Origin of the sequence: Acidovorax sp. LjRoot118 (genome assembly GCF_964253575.1) — a bacterium.
GTDB lineage: Bacteria > Pseudomonadota > Gammaproteobacteria > Burkholderiales > Burkholderiaceae_C > Acidovorax.
Map to the genome: position 1 here is coordinate 4,482,350 of NZ_CAXURB020000001.1, position 18,767 is coordinate 4,501,116.

An 18,767-nucleotide genomic window follows, 5' to 3' on the forward strand; every position below is an offset into this window, starting at 1 on the left:
GGACACATGTTCCCACGTTCTGTCGCCGGGGCACGCTTATTTCTGTGCAGGTCGCGCGCGCAATCACCGGCACCGGGCAGCGGCGGCACCGCCACCGGCGCTCTGCCACCCCCTTTCGCGCCGTGCCTGCGCCACTTCGTCGCACGCCAGTGGCAGTAGGGCTAGGCCATTCCTACAGTGCGGGCAGTGGAGGCACGGTGTCTCCATCCACCCTGGAGAACTGCACATGACGATGGCTTCACCCCCTTTGACCGCCCTCAACCTTCTACCCGCTGCGCGCGCCCTGGCACTGGCCGGCGCATGCCTGGCGCTGGGCAACGCATACGCGCTGGACCTGACCGTGGAGGTGAACAACACCAAGGCGGACAAGGGGCCGGTGCTGGCTGCGGTCTACGGCTCCGCCGACGGCTGGCTGAAGTTCAGCAAGGCGGTGCAGAGCGGCATGGCCCCGGCGTCGGGCGCCAAGACCGTGCTGGTGCTGCGCGACCTGCCCGCCGGCAGCTATGCGCTGTCGCTGTACCAGGACGAGAACGGCAACGGCAAGCTCGATACCAACCTGGTCGGCATGCCCCAGGAGCGCACCGGCTTCAGCCGAGACGCCCAGGGCAACATGGGCCCGCCTCGCTTCCAGGACGCAGCCATCGAGCTGCAGCAGGACACCACCATCACCATCCAGCTGCGGTGAACGGCACACCAGGAGCACGCACCATGGACCGACGCCTCTTTTGCCAGTCACTGGCCCTGGGAACCGCTGGCAGCGCGCTGGGCGCCCTGCCCTTTTCTGCCGCACACGCTGCTGGCGGGCCCGAGTCCGGCGCCACGCTGAGCGCCTTCAACGAGCGGCGCAGCGGCGCGCCCTGGACCCTGGGCTTCGAGGGCCTGCAGGCCGACCTCGCGCCCCAGCCCATGCAGCTGCGCGGCAAGCTGCCCAAGGACCTGCGCGGCACCCTGCTGCGCAACGGCCCTGCGCAACACAGCCTGGGCGATGTGCGCTACCAGCACTGGTTCGACGGCGACGGGATGATCCAGCAATACCGCTTCAGCGACCAGGGCGTGCGGCACCAGGCGCGCTTTTTGCGCACGCAGAAGTTTCTGGCGGAGAATGCGGCCGGCCGGCGCCTGTACCACAGCTTCGGCACCCAGGTGGCCGGGGGCAGCCCCATGGTGTCGGCCGATGCGGGCAACGTGGCCAACACCAGCGTGGTGCACCACGCGGGCGAAACCCTCGCCCTGTGGGAGGGCGGCTCGGCCACGCGGTTCGATGCCGACACCCTGGAAACCGGGGCCCTCAAGACCTGGACGCCGGAACACGCGGGCATGCCCTTCTCGGCGCACCCCAAGATCGGTGCCGACGGCACGCTGTGGAATTTTGGCGTGAGCAGTGCCCATGGCCTGCTCTCGATCTACCAGGTATCGGCCCAGGGGCAGGTGCGCACCGCCACGCTCCAGGTGCCGGACATGGCCATGGTGCACGACTTCGCGGTGACCGAGCAGCACCTGGTGTTCCTGCTGCCCCCGCTCGTCTTCGACCTGGACAGGGCCCACGCCGGCAGCACCTTCCTGGACAGCCATGTCTGGAAGCCACAGCTGGGCATGCGGGCGCTGGTGCTGCACAAGGACCGGCTCGACCAGCCGCAATGGATGGAGTTGCCCACCGGCTTCCTGTTCCACACCGGCAACGCCTGGGAGGACGGCAAGGGAGTCATCCACCTGGACTACATCCGTTCGGACGACGACTCGGCCATCAACCGGGGGTTTCGTGGGCTGATGCGCGGCGACTTCCAGGGCGAACCATCGCTTGCCGTGGCCCTGGTCGAACTCGACACGCGCACCGGCCGCGCGCGCCAGACGCTGCAGGCGCACCACGCCGAGTTCCCGCGCATCGATCCGCGCTTCGTCGGCCGCCGGCACAGAGAGCTTTTCATGGCCGAGCGGGTCGCCGTGTCGAATCGCCCAGGCTTCGACTGCGTCGCGCGGCTGAATGTAGACACCGGCAAGGTGGACCGCTACCGCTACGGCACCGACGTGATGGTCGAGGAGCATGTGTTCATCCCCGCGAGCACGGCCGGCGCCAGGGAGGGCGATGGCTGGCTGGTGGGCACGGCGCTGGACCTGCTCCGCCGTCGCACGCTGCTCTCGGTGTTCGACGCCCGCCGGCTGGCGCAGGGCCCGCTGGCCCAGGGCAGCATGGACCGGGCGGTGCCCCTGGGGTTTCACGGCACCTTCATCCCGGCCTGATGGAGGGCCTGCCCGGCACCGCCATCTTGGCGGGCCGGTCTGCGCGATAGACTCGGAGCCCCCCGGAGAACCCGGGGCGCACCCCGTCTTGGATTCAGATGACAAACACCGATCTCTCCGCGCACACCCCGATGATGCAGCAGTACTTCTCGTTGAAGGCTGCGCACCCGGACACGCTCGTCTTCTACCGCATGGGCGACTTCTACGAGCTGTTCTATGCCGACGCGGAAAAGGCCGCCCGCCTGCTGGACATCACGCTGACCCAGCGCGGCCAGTCCGGGGGCCAGCCCGTCATCATGGCCGGCGTGCCCTTCCATGCGCTGGAGAACTACCTGGGCCGGCTGATCAAGATGGGCGAGTCGGTCGCCATCTGCGAGCAGGTGGGCGACGTGGCCACCGCCAAGGGGCCGGTGGAGCGCAAGGTGGTGCGCGTGGTCACCCCCGGCACGCTGACCGATACCGAGCTGCTCTCGGACAAGGCCGAGTCCATGCTGCTGGCACTGCACCAGGGCCCGCGCGGGCGCGCCGGCCTGGCCTGGCTGAGCGTGACCCAGGGCCGGGTGTACCTGGCCGAATGCGCGCAGGACGAGGTGGGCGCCTGGCTGGCGCGCGTGACGCCCAGCGAGGTGATCTACAGCGCCGGCGTGACCGAGCGCTTTGAGCAGCAGCTGCAGGTGCTGCGCCAGGGCGGCGCCTTCACCTGCCCGATGGGCCCCCGGCCGGACTGGCAGTTCGACGCCACGCTGGGCGAGCGCAAGCTGCTTGAGCACCTGGGCGCGGCCAGCCTGCAGGCCTGGGGCGCGCAGGAACTGACCCAGGCCCACGCCGCCGCCGCAGGCCTGCTGGCCTATGCCGAGCACACCCAGGGCCGCACCCTGACCCACGTGCACAGCGTGCAGGTGCAGCGCGGCGACGACCTGATTGACCTGCCGGCGAGCACGCGCCGCAACCTGGAGATCACGCGCACGCTGCGCGGTGAGGATGCGCCCACCCTGTTCTCTCTGCTCGACACCTGCATGACCGGCATGGGCAGCCGCCTGCTCAAGACCTGGCTGCTGGAGCCTCCACGCGACCGCACGGCCGCGCGACAGCGCCTGGCCGCCACCACCGCACTGCGTGGCGCGGGTGGGGCCGGTGGCGGCGCCGGCCCCTGGGCCACGCTGCGCGGCGAACTCAAGGGCGTGAGCGACGTGGAGCGCATCACCGCGCGCATCGCCCTGCGCCAGGTGCGCCCGCGGGAGCTGGTGGGCCTGTGCAAGACCCTGCACAAGGCAGCCCTGCTGGCGCGTGCCGGCCAGGCGGCCGAGCCCTACCTGGCGGAGATCTTCGAGCAGTTGCACCCGCCGCTGGACTGCCCCGAACTGCTGCAGCGCGCCATCACCGAAGAACCCGCCGCCCTGGTGCGCGACGGGGGGGTGATGGCCACGGGCTTCGACAGCGAGCTCGACGAGCTGCGCGCCATCCAGACCAACTGCGACGACTTTTTGCTCGACCTGGAGACGCGCGAGAAGGCCCGCACCGGCATCACCAACCTGCGCGTGCAGTTCAACAAGGTACACGGCTTCTACATCGAGGTGACCAGCAGCAACCTGGACAAGGTGCCCGATGACTACCGCCGCCGCCAGACGCTGAAGAACGCCGAGCGTTTCATCACGCCCGAGCTCAAGACCTTCGAGGACAAGGCGCTGTCGGCCAACGAGCGTGCGCTGGCGCGCGAGAAATGGCTCTACGAGCAGGTGCTGGACCAGTTGCAGCCCCACGTGCCCGCCCTCACCCGCCTCGCCCAGGCGCTGGCCGCGCTCGACGTGCTGTGCGCGCTGGCCGAGCGCTCGCTCACGCTGAACTGGTGCGCCCCGCAGTTCGTGGCCGAGCCCTGCATCGAGATCGAGGACGGCCGCCACCCGGTGGTGGAGGCGCGGCTCGCCGAGGTCTCGGCCGGCAGCTTCATTGCCAACCACACGCGGCTGAACGCGAACACGCGCATGCAGGTCATCACCGGCCCCAACATGGGCGGCAAGTCGACCTACATGCGCCAGGTGGCGCTCATCGTGCTGCTGGCCAGCATGGGCAGCTATGTGCCGGCCAGCGCCTGCCGCCTGGGGCCCATCGATGCCATCCACACCCGCATCGGCGCGGCGGACGACCTGGCCAACGCGCAGTCGACCTTCATGCTGGAGATGACCGAGGCCGCGCAGATCCTGCATGCCGCCACGCCGCACAGCCTGGTGCTGATGGACGAGATCGGCCGCGGCACCAGCACCTTCGACGGCCTGGCCCTGGCCAGCGGCATCGCCACGCACCTGCATGACAAGACGCGCGCCTTCACACTGTTCGCCACGCACTATTTCGAGCTGACCGAGCTGCCCGCCAAGGCGCGGCATGCGGTGAACATGCACGTGAGCGCGGCCGAGGCGGGGGCCGACATCGTCTTTTTGCACGAGATCCAGCCCGGCCCCGCGAGCCGCAGCTACGGCATCCAGGTGGCCAAGCTCGCGGGCGTGCCCGGTGCGGTGCTGAACCACGCGCGCCACGCGCTGGCTGCGCTCGAAGAGCGCGCGGGCGAGGATGAACTGCAGGTGGACCTGTTCGCCGTGCCGGCCATGCCCGAGAGCGCGGGCGCAAGCCCGGTCGAGGCGCTGCTGGCCAGCATCCACCCCGACGCGCTGAGCCCGCGCGAGGCGCTCGACGCGCTCTACCAGCTCAAGAAGCTGGTGGGATAGCCGACATGATTCCCACAAGAGGACCGGGCTTTCAGAGCGCTTGACGCCGCCGACCGCTCAACAAACTGGCGCTGCGGTGGCCAGGGCCGCCGCGCAAGGGCCGCCCCGCCGCGCTGGGGGCGTCCCCCTGTAGGGGGAAGACGCGAAGCGGCTCAGGGGGTCATTCCAGTTTCAGGCCGATGTCCTTGATCAGTTGGCCCCAGCGCGCACGCTCCACCTTGGCGTAGGCGTTCATCTGCTCGGGGGTGCCGGGCACGGCCTCCACGCCCAGGGTCTGGAAGCGGGCCTTCACCGGGGTGGAGTTCAGGGCCTGCTGCAGGGCGGCGTTCAGGCGCTGCACCTCGGCTGCGGGCATGGAGGCGTTGACCGACAGGCCCTGCCAGGCAAACGCCTCGAAGTCCTGGAGGCCCTGCTCCATCAGCGTGGGCACCTCCGGCAGGGTGGCCATGCGTTTGGCGCTGGCCACCGCGATGGCGCGCAGGTTGCCGCCCGTGATGTTGGGCATGCCGCCCGCAGACTCGACGAACATGCAGGGCACCTGGCCGCCCATGATGTCCTGGATGGCGGGCGTGACACCCCGGTAGGGCACATGCGTCATCTTCAGGCCCGTGCGCTGGCGCAGCAGCTCCATGGCCAGGTGGTGCGGCGTGCCGGCGCCGGGCGATGCGAAGTTGACGCCTTCGGGCTGCGCCTTGGCCCAGGCGACGAACTCCTGGAAGTTGCGCACCGGCAGCTTGGGCGAGACCACCAGGATCAGCGGAAAACGCACCAGCATGCCCACGGAGGCGAGGTCCTTGTCCACGTTGTAGCTGAGCTTGCTGTACAGCCAGGGGTTGGTGGCCAGTACCGCGTAATCGCCCGTGAGCAACAGGTTGCCGGGGGTGGACGAGCGCGCCACGTAGTCTGCCGCGATGTTGTGCGCGGCGCCGGGCTTGTTGACCACCACGATGGTCTGGCCGAGCGTCTTGCCCATCTGGTCGGCCACGGTGCGCGCGACGATATCGGTGCCGCCCCCGGGGGACATGCCCACCACCCATTCGAGCGGGCGGCGCTCCTGGGCGCCGGTGCCCGGGGACATGCTGGACATGGCCAGGGCGGCAGCGGTGCACAGTGCGGTGCGGCGGGTCGGGTGGGTGCTTGGCATGGGTTGTCTCCTCACAAGGTGATGGTTTGAAAAAGCGCAGGGACCGTGACATTCATTTTTTAATTAACTAGCTAAATCACTAACTTAAGACCGCAGCACGGGCGCAAGGCGTGCCGCGCTCAGTACGGGCTGGCCGCGGCGGGCTGCGCCTGCGGCGCCGGGCGGTTGCCGAAATGGCCGGCCAGCTCGGTGGCGGCGCGCACCAGCAGCGTGGCGTCCACCCCCACGGCAACGAACAGCGCCCCGGCATCGAGGTAGGTCTGGGCCAGCGCCCGGTCCGCCATCAGGATGCCTGCGGCCTTGCCGGCGCGGCGCACGGTGGCAATGCCATCCAGGATGGCGCGCTGCACCTCGGGGTGCCCAGGCTGGCCGCGATGGCCCATGGATGCGGACAGGTCGGCCGGTCCGAAGAACACGCCGTCCACCCCATCGGTTGCGGCGATGGCCTGCAGGTTCTGCAAGGCCAGCGGTGTCTCGGCCTGCACCAGCAGGCACATCTGGCCGTTGGCACGGTTCAGGTAGTCCTCCACCTGGTTCCAGCGCGAGGCACGGGCCAGCGCCGCGCCCATGCCGCGGATGCCCTCGGGCGCATAGCGCATGGCGCGCACCATCAGCGCGGCCTGCTCGGGCGTATCGACCATGGGGATGAGCAGGGTCTGCGCGCCCACGTCCAGGTACTGCTTGACCAGGGCCACCTCGCCCTGCACCGGGCGCACCACGGGCTGCACGGGGTACGGGGCCACGGCGCGCAGTTGGTCGAGCACGCTGCGCACGTCGTTGGGTGCGTGCTCGCCGTCAAGCAGCAGCCAGTCGAAGCCGCAGCCGGCCAGGGCCTCGGCGGCATTGGCGTCGGCCAGGCCGACCCACAGGCCGATCTGCGGCCGGCCCGCGCGCAGTGCGTTGCGGAAATGGTTCTCGGGGATCTGCTGCATGGTGTGCCCCTCACACGAATCGGAACGATACCGAACCCAAAGGCCCGTAGTCCCCATGGAAGTTGTCGCCCTGCACCGCGGCCACGGGCCGCGTGAAGGAGCCGGCCAGCACCACGTCGCCCGCGTTGAGCTGCTCGCCGTGCGGCGCGATCTTGTTGGCCAGCCAGGCCACGCCGGTGGCCGGGTGGTTGAGCACGGCGGCTGCCAGGCCCGTCTCTTCGATCACGCCGTTCTTGTGCAGCAGGGCGCCGACCCAGCGCAGGTCCACGTCCAGGGGTTTCACGGGCCGGCCGCCGAGCACGATGCCGGCGTTGGCCGCAAAGTCGGAGATGGTGTCAAACACCTTGCGCATGGCCCGGGTGTCGCGGTCGAACTGCTCGATGCGCGCGTCGATGATCTCGATGGCCGGCACCACGTAGTCGGTGGCCGAGAGCACGTCGAACAGCGTGACGCCCGGCCCCTTCAGGGGCCTGCCCAGGATGAAGGCCAGCTCCACCTCCACGCGCGGGGCGATGAAACGCTCGAACGGGATGTCGCCGCCCGCGTCGAAGAACATGTCGTCCATCAGCGGCGCGTAGTCGGGCTCGGTGATCTGGCTGGCCTGCTGCATGGCGCGTGAGGTCAGGCCGATCTTGCGGCCCTTGATGGTGCGACCGTCGGCCTGCTCCAGCTTCACCCACTCGCGCTGGATGGCATAGCCGTCCTCGATGGTCATGCCCGGGTGCTGGGTGGAGAAATGGCGCAGTTGCGTGCGCTGCTTGCGCGCCTGGTAGAGCTGTTGCGCCAGGGCGGCGATGGTGTCGTTGGTGAGCATGGAGGGTCAGCCCTGTGCAGGCTTGTTGAACAGGGGATGAAGAGAGCTGTGCCTGGCGTCGAAGACTTCGAGCCCTTCGTCGATCTGCAGGGTGATGCCGATGGGGCGCGAGGCCAGCAGCGGCGCGAAATGGTCATGGGCCACGGCCGACAGCGCCTGGCCCACCGCCTGGTGCGTGGTGGCGCTGCGGCCCCGGCCCATGCGCAGGTGGAGGTAGACAAAGCCGTAGCCCGGCGAGGGACCACCGGCAGGTGCGGCATCGCCGTCATCGGCCACCGCATGGTGCGCGGCCGGGTAGGCCAGCACGCGGATGCCGCCGGTGGGGAAGACGGGCTTGCCCGCCTCGTCCATCTGCTGGCGCATGGCGCCTGCCAGGGCACGGCACAGCGCGGTCATGTCGCTGCCGCCCTGCGCGACGGGCCGGTCCAGGTCAGGGGTGTAGAGGATCACCAGGTGGGGCATGGCGCGCTCCTCACAGCCGGCTGGCCGATGGCTGCTGGCCCGATGCCTGGGGCCCTGGCACCGCCGCACCCGTCTGCGGCGTGACCGGGAACACGGCATTGATCTGCCCCGTGCCCGAAGCGCCGAAGTACGGCGTGAGCACCTCGGCGCGGCCCGCGTAGTCCGACCAGCCGAGGGCACCGATCAGCATGGCCGTGTCGTGCATGAAGCCCTCGCCATGGCCCTTGGCCGCGTATTCGGGCAGCATGGCGCAGAAGGTGACCCAGTCGCCCGCCTCCCACATCTGGACCACGCGGTGGTCCAGCGTCTCCAGAAACGGGCTCCAGATCTTCGTGGCGAACTCGGGCGCCGTGCCGTTCTGCGCGAAGCGGTGGCTCAGGCTGCCGCTGGCCAGGATGGCCACGGTGCCCTCGTACTGCTCCTCGATGGCCTGGCGCATGGCCCAGCCCAGGCGCGCGCTGTCGTTGAGGTAATGCACCTGGCACAGGGCCGAGACCGAGACCACCTTGAAGTGCTGGTCCGCATTCATGTAGCGCATGGGCACCAGGGTGCCGTACTCGGGCGCCAGCGTGGTCGCGGGGTGGGCCAGCGTCTCCACGCCCTGCGCGCAGCAGGCCTGGGCCAGCAGGTGGCCCAGCTCGGGGTTGCCCGGGAAGGCGTACGGGAGGTTGCTGATGAAGTGCGGCAGCTCGTTGCTGGTGTACACGCCCTCGAAGCGCGGTGCGCAGTTGATGTGGTAATTGGCGTTCACCAGCCAGTGCGTGTCGAACACGACGATGGTGTCCACTCCCAGCTCGCGGCAGCGCCGGCCGATCTCCACATGGCCGTCGATGGCCGCTTGGCGAAAACCCTTGCGCGGGCCATCGAGCTCGCTCAGGTACATGGACGGCACGTGTGTGATCTTGGCCGCCAGTGCGAGTTTGCCCATGCTCAGACTCCCCAGTGTGGAATGTGGTGGTTGCCCAGCGAGACAGCGACGTTCTTGGGCTCCAGGAACACCTCGTAGCTCCAGGTGCCGCCCTCGCGCCCCGTGCCGCTGCCCTTGGTGCCACCAAAGGGCTGGCGCAGGTCACGCACGTTCTGGCTGTTGACGAAGCACATGCCGGCCTCGATGCCTGCGGCCACGCGGTGGGCGCGGCCGATGTTCTCGGTCCACACGTAGCTCGACAGGCCGTACTGCGTGTCATTGGCCAGGCGGATGGCCTCGGCCTCGTCCGCAAACGGGATCAGGCAGGCCACGGGGCCGAAGATCTCCTCCTGCGCGATCTTCATGCGGTTGTCCACGTCGGCGAACACGGTGGGCTGCACGAAGTTGCCCTTCTTCAAATGGGCCGGCAGGTCCGGCGCCTCCAGCCCGCCGCACAGCAGGGTGGCGCCTTCCTTGGGGCCCAGCTCGATGTAGCTGCGCACCTTGGCCAGGTGGGCCGGGCTGATCATGGGGCCGATGGTGGTCTTCTCGTCGAGCGGATCGCCCACCACGATGCGGCGGGCACGCGCCGCGAACTTCTCGGCGAAGTCGGCGTAGATCGACTTCTGCACCAGGATGCGCGAGCCCGCAGTGCAGCGCTCGCCGTTGTTCGAGAAGATCATGAAGATGGCGGCATCGAGCGCACGGTCCAGGTCCGCATCATCGAAGATGACGAAGGGGCTCTTGCCACCCAGCTCCATGCTGAACTTCTTGAGGCCGGCCGCCTGCACGATGCGGTTGCCCGTGGCGGTGGAGCCGGTGAACGAGATGGCGCGCACATCGGGGTGGACGCACAGCGGCTCGCCGGCCTCCTTGCCAAAGCCATGCACCACGTTGAGCACGCCGGCCGGGATGCCGGCTTCGAGCGCCAGCTCGCCCAGGCGTGCAGCGGTGAGCGGCGACAGCTCGCTCATCTTGAGCACCGCCGTGTTGCCGAAGGCCAGCGCTGGCGCCACCTTCCAGGTCGAGGTCATGAAGGGCACGTTCCACGGCGAGATCAGCGCGCACACGCCCACGGGGTGGAACAGCGTGTAATTCAGGTGTGTGGGCGTGGGGTAGGTGTGGCCGTCCACGCGGGTGCACATCTCTGCAAAGTAGTAGAAGTTGTCGGCGGCGCGCGGGATCAGCGCCTTGCCGGTTTGGGCGATGACCTGGCCGGTGTCGCGGGTCTCGGTGTTCGCGATCTGCGGTACCTCGGCAGCGATCAGGTCGCCGAGCTTGCGGACCAGCTTGGCGCGCTCGGGCGCGGGCAGGCCGGCCCAGGCGGGGAAGGCGTCTTTGGCGGCGGCCACGGCGGCGTTCACCTCGGCCGCGCCGCCGCTGGCCACCTCCGCCAGCACCTCCTGGGTGGCGGGGTTGACGGTCTCGAAGTAATCGCGGCCCGGCACGGCCTTGCCGGCGATCAGGTGTTCTATGCGCATGGGATCAGTCTCCAGAATGTCAGTTGCAGGGCTCAGAGCCCGAAAGCCTCATCGCCCACGATGGTGTTCACCAAACGACCGATACCGTCGATCTCGGTCACCACCTCGTCGCCCACGTTGACGTTGACCACGCCCTCGGGCGTGCCCGTGAGGATCACGTCGCCCGCGCGCAGGGTCATGAAGCTGCTGAGGTAAGCGATCAGTTCGGGGATGTCGTTGACCATGTTGCCGGTGTGCCCCTGCTGGGTCACTTTGCCGTTGACCAGGGTGCGCAGAGTCAGGGCATGCGGATCGGGCACGTCCGCCGCATCCACGAACCAGGGGCCCAGCACGGTGCAGGTGTCGCGGTTCTTCACGCGCAGGTTGGGGCGGTACCAGTTCTCAAGGTAGTCGCGGATGGCGTAGTCGTTGCACACGGTGTAGCCGGCCACATGCTGCAAGGCGTCGGCCCGCTGTACGTTGCGCGCCGTCTTGCCGATCACCACGGCCAGCTCGCACTCGTAGTGCATGAAGGCCACGCCTGCCGGGCGGCGCGTCTGGCCGCGGTGGCCGATCAGCGTGCCCGCGCCCTTGAGGAAGACCAGGGGCTCGTCCTTGGCGGTGACGGTCAGCTCGCCCGACAGCTCCTTGAGGTGGTCGGCATAGTTCAGGCCCAGCGCGATGATGGTGCCCACCTCGAAGGGTGGCAGCCAGACCACGGCGTCTTCTGCCACCACCCGGCCATCGGCCAGGCGGATCTTTTCTCCGTGGGGCATGGCCTCATGGATGGCGCCTGCGTAGGCAACCCTGGCCTTCTTCATGGAAGAGCTCCTTCGGCAACGAAATGGTTGTCGAGCTGGCCCAGGCCGTCAATCTCGATACGGGTTCGCTGCCTGGCCCGCACGCGCGGCGCCCCGGCCGACGCGCCCAGCAGCAGCACGTCGCCGGGCGAGAGGGTCATGAAGGCGCTGACCTCGGCCAGCAGCCGCGCCACAGGGCGAATGCGCTCGCCCGTGGTGGCCTGGTGCACCAGTGCACCGTCGACGTGGACCCGCACCGCGAGCGCATCGGGGTCGTCGATCTCGCTGCGCGGCACCACGCGGGGGCCGATGGGGCAAAAGCCGTCACGCGCCTTGAAGCGGACCGAGGGGCGGTAGAACGAATCGTGCGGCACACTGATGTCGCCCACGATGGTGTAGCCGGCCACATGCTGCATCGCCTGCCCCTCGGGCACGCCGCAGGCGGTGTGGCCGATCACGATGCCCAGGCAGGCACCGACCTCCAGCTCCGGCGCATCCGCCGGGACCTCGATGGCATTGCCATGCCCGGCCAGCGTGTTGCGCGGCTTGATGTACAGGACCGGTGCGAGCGGTGCTGCGTTGTAGGGCGGCTTGCTGGCGGCTGCCTCCATTGCAGCCAGGGCGGGTGCGTGGTTGAGCAGCACGCCATAGACCGCGCCGGACAGGCGAAAGGGCGCGACGTCGAACTCCATCCGGCACGGAGCGGCGTAAGGGGTCTGGTACATTGCTAACATGTGAGTAGTTTATTTACTAACATGCTAGTAAGTCAATCGCCCACCTGTTCCTTTTTCTCCGGGTTTGTACTGAGGGTTGCTGCAACTGCGGTGGCCCGCCCCACCGCTTTCAAGGATGATTCCGCCCAATGTCCATGGATTCCCCATCTGCGCAACTGGTCCATCGCAACCTGCCGCTCTTGTTCCTGCAGGCGCGCGAGAGCGTCTTTGCGCGCTTTCGGCCCATTCTTCACACGGTCGGACTGACCGAGCAGCAGTGGCGCGTGGTGCGCGCCCTGCTCGACCACGGGCCGCTGGAGCCGCGCCAGATCGGCGACATCTGCCGCCTGTCCAGCCCGAGCCTGGCCGGCATCCTGGCACGCATGGCGGACCTGGGCCTGGTGCTGCGCGAGCGGCTGGAGCATGACCAGCGCCGGGTGATGGTGTCGGTCACCCCGCAGGGCAAGGCATTGGCGGCGCAGCTCGCGCCCACCATCGAGGCGACCTACCGCGCGCTGGAGGAAGAGATGGGCGTGGAATTCATCGCGCAGCTGTACGCCACGCTCGATGCGGTGATCGCGCGGCTCGGCGAAGCGCCTGCGGGCGACGAGGGCTGAAGATCGCGCGCTATCGCTGGCAGTACGGATGCCGCCCCACCCCGAGGCGGCACCCGTGGGGGGATCAAAGATCCTGTGCCAGAGGCGCCAGCTGGCCCAGCATGAAGTTGATGAACGGCGGCACGCAGCCGATGTGGCTGGAGGGCACGGCGGTGCAGTCAGTCAGGGTCACGAGGTCGCCGGCGCCCTGGGCGCGCATGGCCTGCAGCGTGGTGACCGAGCTGCCATAGGGCACGGTGATGTCGTCGCGGCCGTGGTACAGGCGCACGGGCACCTGCGGCTTCCAGTCGTGCACGCTGCTCACGCGCGCCACGGCCTGCACGTCGTCGGCCAGGAAGTTGTCGATGAACTGGTTGTCGAAGGTCACGTCGGCCTCATCGGGCAGCAGGGCTTTCAGCAGGGCGCGGCGCACCTCGCGCTGCACGCTGCCGCCCAGGTAGCGCAGGAAGCCGGGGTTGATCAGCGCGCCGAGCACAGGCTCGCGATCGCGCACCACGTTCACCAAGCCATCGAGCGTGGCCTGCACGTTGTAGGGCCCAGCCCCCACCACCACCATGCGCAGGGCCTGGCGCTCGGGCGCCGTGCCGGCCTGCAAGGTGCGGTGGGCCGCCATGGTGGCGTAGCCGCCTTCGGAGTAGCCGGTGAGGAACAGCTGGCCGTTGTCGGCCGCATTGCCCTGGCTGCGCCAGGTGCGCGCTGCCGTCAGCATGTCCAGCGTGGCCGCCGCCGTGGGGCCCGAGAGCAGGTAAGGATGCGCCACGCCCTTGGAAACGCCGTAGCCCACATAGTCCGGCGCCACGACGATGTAGCCCAGGGAAGCCATCACCACCGCGACCTCGGAACCCACCGCGTTGTTGCTGGGGGCTTCGGCGCTCGTGAAGATGGTGCCGTGCTGGTAGCCCAGCACCGGGCTTTTGGCGCCCAGCGCCTTGACGGGCACACTGACCAGGCCCGATGCGCGCACCTCCCGCCCCTGGGCGTCGGAGGTCAGGTACTCCAGCCGGTAGGAGGTGACGGAGTAGCGCGGCACGATGCCCTGCACCTTGGAGGCGTCCTTGGCGAGCGCCTCGGTGATCTGGGCCGGGGTGATGGTGTTCAGCAGCGCAGCCGATTTGAGGTCGCCTGCCGCAGCGATCGGCGGCGGCACCGTGGCGTCACCATCGCTTTTGTTGTCACCGCCACCGCAGGCGGTCAGCGCAATGGCCGCAGCCACCAGAATGCAGCGCGGCACGAGCGCAGGCCTTGCAAGGGTAGGAAATTGGAACAAGGTACCGCCTTCAGGTATGAGTTGTGAACGATGGTAAGCATGGCGGCGCGAATTCACGTCAGCCAACACGCCGTGGGGATGTCAGATTTTGTGTCCTGTGGGCAATGGCGTCGCCTGGGGAAAGTGCTTCGCGGCGGATTGGCCATAAAATCGGGGGTTGCCACTGCGCCGCCTGGCACTTTAGCTATTGTTTTTGAAACGCCCCGGCAGCGCCGATGCCCAGGCTGGTGCACACTGCAGGGCCTAAGAGCCTAGCCAAGCCCCTCGCTCCGTCGATTGGCGCCCCACAATGCTTCCTTTTTGCCGACCTAAGCCTCCATGACGTATTGCGTCGCCATCAAACTCAATGCCGGGCTGGTTTTCCTGTCCGATTCCCGCACCAATGCGGGCCTGGACCAGATCAGCTCGTTTCGCAAGATGATGCTGTACGAGAAGGCGGGCGACCGCTTCATGGTGCTGCTGTCCGCGGGCAACCTGTCCATCTCGCAATCGGTGCGTGAAATCCTGCAGACCGAGCAGATCATCGACCGCGACGAGGAAGAACCCATCACCATCTGGAACGCCAAGAGCATGTTCGACGCCGCGCGCGTGCTGGGTGCCGCCGTGCGCCATGTGCACGAGCGCGATGGCGCAGCGCTCAAGCGCTCGGGTGTGGACTTCAACGTGTCCATGGTCTTCGGCGGCCAGATCAAGGGCGAGGGCATGCGCCTGTTCCAGGTGTACTCGGCCGGCAACTTCATCGAGGCCACGTCCGAGACGCCCTACTTCCAGGTCGGCGAGTCCAAATACGGCAAGCCCGTGCTGGACCGCGTGCTCACACCCGAAACCCCGCTGGACGAGGCCGCCAAATGCGCCCTGGTGTCCATGGACAGCACGCTCAAGTCCAACCTCTCGGTGGGCCTGCCGCTCGATCTGGTGGTGTACGAGGTGGACCGCTTCGCCACCGACAAGATCATCTGCATCGACGAGCACAACCCCTATTTCCGCATGCTGCACGACAACTGGGGGCAGAAGCTGCGTGAGGTGTTCGACAGCATCGAGGACCCGGCCTGGGGCGGTGGCGACACGACCGTGCCCATCATGGTGAACCCGTCGCGCAGCAAGGCGCTCAAGAAGATCACCAACCACTTGGACAAGCTCATCTGAGAAGGTGAGAACGAATCCGCCATACCCGCTCATGCTGCGAAAAAACGCCCGCTCGTCGTTGCAAATGCGCGCCATAGCCCGAGCTATGGCTGTGCTTTGCGCCTAGATCGAACGCGTTTTCGCAACCTGCTCGGGCACGTCGGATCCATTCCCACCTTCTGCGTGCCGGGCGCGCCTGCCGCCGTGCCCCCCTCCCGTTCCCCCCTCTATGCTCCCTATCGTCTTCTCGCACGCCAACAGTTTCCCTGCGGGCACCTACCGCCTTCTCTTCAAGCTCCTGCGCCAGCGCGGCTTCGACATCAGCGCGGTGGAGCGGTACGGACATGAGTCCGAGTACCCGGTCTCCAACAACTGGCCGCACCTGGTGCAGCACCTGGCGGATTTTGCGGGCCAGCAGGTGGAGCGCCTGGGGGAGCCGGTCTTTTTGGTGGGGCATTCGCTGGGCGGTTTTCTGAGCGTGATGGCGGCGGCGCGCCACCCGCACCTGGTGCGCGGCGTGCTGCTGATCGACTCGCCGCTGATCGGCGGCTGGCGCGCCAATGCGCTGGACGTGGCCAAGCGCACCCAGGTGGTGGGCTCCATCTCGCCCGGCAAGGTCAGCCGCCAGCGGCGCTTTTCCTGGGCCAGCAGCGACGAAGCGCTGGAGCACTTTCGCCGCAAGAAGGCCTTTGCGCGCTGGCACCCCGAGGTACTGCAGGACTACATCACCCACGGCCTGGCCGACCAGGACGGCAAGCGCGTGCTGGGTTTCGACCGCGCGGTGGAGACCGCCATCTACAACACCCTGCCCCACAACCTGGGCCGCTTGCTGAGCCGGCACCCGCTGCAGTGCCCCGCCGCCTTCATCGGCGGGCGCGATTCCGAAGAAATGAAGCAGGTGGGCATGGCCATGACGCTGCGCGTGACCGAAGGCCGCACCATGATGCTCGACGGCAGCCACCTCTTTCCCATGGAACAACCCCTGGCCACAGCCGCCGCCATCGAGGCCTCGCTGCTGAATCTGGCCGCCGTGGTCGCACACGGCTAAGCCGCTGTACCGGCCTCCTGCACAGCCGGGAGCCGGGACTTTTTGCACATGGAGCGTCCCCTGAATGGGGTGCGTTCCTAATCCTTCCGGTCTATTCACGGGTGCGCGCAATTGACGCCACAATGGTGAACCGAAAAATAGAGGGGGAAAAGCGCGCTGTTGGCGGATTCTCAGGACAAAAAAGCGGGGGATCTGTCGCAACAATCCCCTACACTGGGGTTTTGTAACAGCGTGTACACGTTTCATGCCTGCTTCCAATTCACTGACCGTCCGTCTGCCAGTGCTGATCTTCGCGCTGGTATCCGGCTACCTGATCTACACCTCAATAGGGCCCGGTAAAGGCGTCACCCTGGCCATCGCCATCGCCTCGGTGCTGATGTTCGCCGCCACCTGGGCCAGTGCCGCCCGTTTGCTGGGCGCTGCGGCCGCGCTGCACTTTCTGGTGATTTCCGTCTCCCTGGGCTGGTTTGCCGAGCAGATGGGCAGCACCCATGGCTGGTTCTTCGGCAGCTACACCTACACCGACGTGCTGGGCCTGCGCTTCGTAGGCGTGCCTGTGGTCATCCCGATGATGTGGTTCGCGCTGACCTATGCGGGCTATGTGATCAGCAACCTCATCGTCTGGCAGGCACCGGTGGACGGCGCGCCCGGGGTGGGCAATGCGCTGTTCCTGTCATTCCTGGCGGCCATGATCGTCACGGCCTTCGATCTGGGTGCCGACCCCTACCTGGTGTACGTGCTCAAGGCCTGGATCATGACCAAGACCGACGGCGCCTGGTTCGGCGAGACCGTGCAGGGCTTCTTCGGCTGGGTCTTCGTGAGCTTCTGCATTCTGTGCGCCTTCCGCTTTTCCACGCGCAAGATGCCGCTCAAGGCGGGCTCGGTCAACTTCCTGCCGCGCCACGCCACCGTGCCGCTGGGCATCTACAGCGCCGGCATCGTGTTCCAGGTCTTCCTGGGCCACCCGGTAGAGATCAAATCCATCGCTCCGTTTGCCATGGGCATACCGCTGCTGTGCGCCCTGGGCGGCCTGCAGCGCTGGCGCAACCAGTTGAAAGCCGCACGATGAACGACCACAGCACGCCCGCCATCTCGGATGCGGCCCTGGCCTCCATGCAGCGGCATGCGGACCCGCTGGCCGATGGCACCATCGACGACATCCTGGGCCCCTGGCCACCGGGCATCCCCGACAAAAATGCAACCCAGTGGGTACGTATCAGCGCCGTCAACGAATTGTTTGTCACCTGGACCACCAACGCCAGCATTGACGGCTGGCAGGCCCCCGCAGGCACGAACGAGGCGATAGCCGCCGCCCTGCAGGGTTACCTCGCCGCCGGCCAGGCGCTGCCCGACTGGGCGGACAAGGAGAAGATCAAGCGCGCAGAGAAGCTGTTCTTCGACCACGGCGCGCTGTCGTGCATCCTGCTGTTCTGCGCCAGCCTGCCCGAGTGCTATGTGATTCCCGATCTCTCCAGCGTGCTGCACACCGCCGGCCAGCTGGAACAGCACACCGAGTACCGCATCCGCTCCACCGCCGCCATGATCTTCCCGGTGATGATGCATGGCGGCCTGACCAGCGACGACGGCGCAGGCGTGGCGCAGATCCTCAAGGTGCGGCTTATCCACGCCACCATCCGCAACCTGATCATGCGCGGCGCACCACAGACGGCCGTGAAGGACCTGCTGGCGCAGGTGAACATCGTCGGCGCAGGCACGCTTGGCCAACTGCCGGGCCTGCCGACCAAGCCCACGATGTACCAGGCGCTGTTCGCGCGCGGCTGGGACCTGGCCCACGACGGCCTGCCCTGCAACCAGGAAGAGCTGGCCTACACGCTGCTCACCTTCGGCTATGTGTTCCTGCGCAGCATGCGCCGACTGGGCATCGGCCTGCCGCCACGCGACGAGGAGGCCTACCTGCACGCCTGGAACGTGGTCGGCCACATCCTGGGCATCGAGCGCGGGCTGATGGTCGAGACCATGGACCAGGGCAAGGAGCTGATGGCCCGCATGCAGGCCCGCGGCCGCGCCGAGCCGGTGACGCCCGATCCCCGCCCAGGCCTGGGCCAGGCGCTCATGGCCACCATGGCCAACTCCATCCCCTGGGACATCGCCAAGCCCTTTCCGCAGCTGATGACCCGCTTTCTGTGCGGGCGCGCCACGGCGGGCGACCTGGGGCTCACGCAGAGCGTTCCCTGGTCGTCGGCATTGCTGTTCTGGGGCGTGCTGCTGGTGGCCCGGGTCATCGACTGGGTGCTGCGCCTGGTGTTGCCGCGCTTTTCCATCGTGCGCACGCTCACGCGCATACTGGGCTACCACTTCATGAGCCGCGTGCTGATGAGCCAGACCCGGCCGTTGCAATTGCCCAGCGAGCTGCTCAACCAGGTGGACGGTGTGGTGCACAACTGGAGCGACGACCCCAATGCGCCCAAGTGGATCAACCGCATCGAGGACCGTTTCACCAAGCGCGGCAGCTGGAGCGTGAACCTCTCCAACACCGCCGAGGACGCGGCATAGTGAACC

At 67.8% G+C, this 18,767-nt stretch carries 17 protein-coding genes; 8 read left to right on the forward strand and 9 right to left on the reverse strand.

Annotation, left to right across the window (positions count from 1 at the left end; all coding sequences use genetic code 11):
* The first annotated feature begins 232 nt into the window (after positions 1-232).
* The 3 genes from ACSQ9E_RS21120 (at position 233) to mutS (ending at position 4,958) form a co-directional block, all read left to right on the forward strand.
* Positions 233-685 (forward strand): DUF2141 domain-containing protein, encoded by a 453-nt coding sequence (locus ACSQ9E_RS21120; protein WP_157412437.1) that lies wholly within the window; start codon positions 233-235, stop codon positions 683-685.
* A gap of 23 nt (positions 686-708) precedes the next feature.
* The gene (locus tag ACSQ9E_RS21125; RefSeq protein ID WP_436177108.1) at positions 709-2,238 is read left to right on the forward strand and encodes a carotenoid oxygenase family protein; all 1,530 of its coding nucleotides are present in this window, start codon (positions 709-711) and stop codon (positions 2,236-2,238) included.
* Positions 2,239-2,336: 98 nt separating this feature from the next.
* Positions 2,337-4,958: a DNA mismatch repair protein MutS gene (gene mutS, locus ACSQ9E_RS21130; RefSeq protein ID WP_436219098.1), complete on the forward strand. Its 2,622-nt coding sequence runs from the start codon at positions 2,337-2,339 to the stop codon at positions 4,956-4,958.
* 160 nt (positions 4,959-5,118) lie between these two features.
* Here mutS and ACSQ9E_RS21135 read toward each other — a convergent pair whose 3' ends face one another.
* From ACSQ9E_RS21135 to ACSQ9E_RS21170, 8 genes are all read right to left on the reverse strand, one after another.
* Positions 5,119-6,102 (reverse strand): Bug family tripartite tricarboxylate transporter substrate binding protein, encoded by a 984-nt coding sequence (locus ACSQ9E_RS21135; RefSeq protein WP_436219099.1) that lies wholly within the window; start codon positions 6,100-6,102, stop codon positions 5,119-5,121.
* A 119-nt stretch (positions 6,103-6,221) separates the two neighbouring features.
* Complete coding sequence (hpaI, locus tag ACSQ9E_RS21140) at positions 6,222-7,034, reverse strand: 4-hydroxy-2-oxoheptanedioate aldolase (RefSeq protein ID WP_436219100.1); 813 nt, start codon at positions 7,032-7,034, stop codon at positions 6,222-6,224.
* Positions 7,035-7,044: 10 nt separating this feature from the next.
* On the reverse strand, positions 7,045-7,848 hold the full coding sequence (gene hpaH / locus ACSQ9E_RS21145; RefSeq protein WP_436219101.1) for a 2-oxo-hept-4-ene-1,7-dioate hydratase: 804 nt from the start codon (positions 7,846-7,848) through the stop codon (positions 7,045-7,047).
* A gap of 6 nt (positions 7,849-7,854) precedes the next feature.
* Positions 7,855-8,310 carry a 5-carboxymethyl-2-hydroxymuconate isomerase gene (locus ACSQ9E_RS21150; protein ID WP_436219102.1) on the reverse strand — a complete coding sequence of 152 codons (456 nt, stop codon included), beginning with the start codon at positions 8,308-8,310 and terminating at the stop codon, positions 7,855-7,857.
* A gap of 10 nt (positions 8,311-8,320) precedes the next feature.
* Entirely contained in the window at positions 8,321-9,238 is a 918-nt protein-coding gene (gene hpaD / locus ACSQ9E_RS21155; RefSeq protein WP_436219103.1) for a 3,4-dihydroxyphenylacetate 2,3-dioxygenase, read from the reverse strand.
* Between the two features lie 2 nt (positions 9,239-9,240).
* A complete protein-coding gene (hpaE, locus tag ACSQ9E_RS21160) occupies positions 9,241-10,698 on the reverse strand; it encodes a 5-carboxymethyl-2-hydroxymuconate semialdehyde dehydrogenase (RefSeq protein WP_436219104.1) in 1,458 nt (485 codons plus the stop codon).
* Between the two features lie 32 nt (positions 10,699-10,730).
* A complete protein-coding gene (locus tag ACSQ9E_RS21165; RefSeq protein WP_436219105.1) occupies positions 10,731-11,498 on the reverse strand; it encodes a fumarylacetoacetate hydrolase family protein in 768 nt (255 codons plus the stop codon).
* Entirely contained in the window at positions 11,495-12,202 is a 708-nt protein-coding gene (locus ACSQ9E_RS21170; RefSeq protein WP_436219106.1) for a fumarylacetoacetate hydrolase family protein, read from the reverse strand. The genes ACSQ9E_RS21165 and ACSQ9E_RS21170 overlap by 4 nt, the downstream gene beginning before the upstream one ends.
* A 143-nt stretch (positions 12,203-12,345) precedes the next feature.
* On the opposite strand from ACSQ9E_RS21170, the gene hpaR reads away from it, so the two are divergent.
* Entirely contained in the window at positions 12,346-12,807 is a 462-nt protein-coding gene (gene hpaR / locus ACSQ9E_RS21175) for a homoprotocatechuate degradation operon regulator HpaR (RefSeq protein ID WP_082604101.1), read from the forward strand.
* Positions 12,808-12,871: 64 nt separating this feature from the next.
* On the opposite strand, the gene ACSQ9E_RS21180 is transcribed toward hpaR, so the two are convergent.
* Complete coding sequence (locus tag ACSQ9E_RS21180) at positions 12,872-14,038, reverse strand: alpha/beta hydrolase family protein (RefSeq protein WP_436219107.1); 1,167 nt, start codon at positions 14,036-14,038, stop codon at positions 12,872-12,874.
* 354 nt (positions 14,039-14,392) lie between these two features.
* On the opposite strand from ACSQ9E_RS21180, the gene ACSQ9E_RS21185 reads away from it, so the two are divergent.
* The 4 genes from ACSQ9E_RS21185 (at position 14,393) to ACSQ9E_RS21200 (ending at position 18,761) form a co-directional block, all read left to right on the forward strand.
* Positions 14,393-15,220, forward strand: a complete 828-nt coding sequence (locus ACSQ9E_RS21185) for a proteasome-type protease (protein WP_057201192.1) — start codon at positions 14,393-14,395, stop codon at positions 15,218-15,220.
* A 208-nt stretch (positions 15,221-15,428) separates the two neighbouring features.
* Positions 15,429-16,247 (forward strand): alpha/beta hydrolase, encoded by an 819-nt coding sequence (locus ACSQ9E_RS21190; RefSeq protein ID WP_436219108.1) that lies wholly within the window; start codon positions 15,429-15,431, stop codon positions 16,245-16,247.
* A 244-nt stretch (positions 16,248-16,491) separates the two neighbouring features.
* Positions 16,492-17,316 (forward strand): carotenoid biosynthesis protein, encoded by an 825-nt coding sequence (locus ACSQ9E_RS21195; RefSeq protein WP_436219109.1) that lies wholly within the window; start codon positions 16,492-16,494, stop codon positions 17,314-17,316.
* The gene (locus tag ACSQ9E_RS21200; protein WP_428002114.1) at positions 17,313-18,761 is read left to right on the forward strand and encodes an oxygenase MpaB family protein; all 1,449 of its coding nucleotides are present in this window, start codon (positions 17,313-17,315) and stop codon (positions 18,759-18,761) included. The genes ACSQ9E_RS21195 and ACSQ9E_RS21200 overlap by 4 nt, the downstream gene beginning before the upstream one ends.
* The last annotated feature ends 6 nt before the right edge of the window (positions 18,762-18,767 follow it).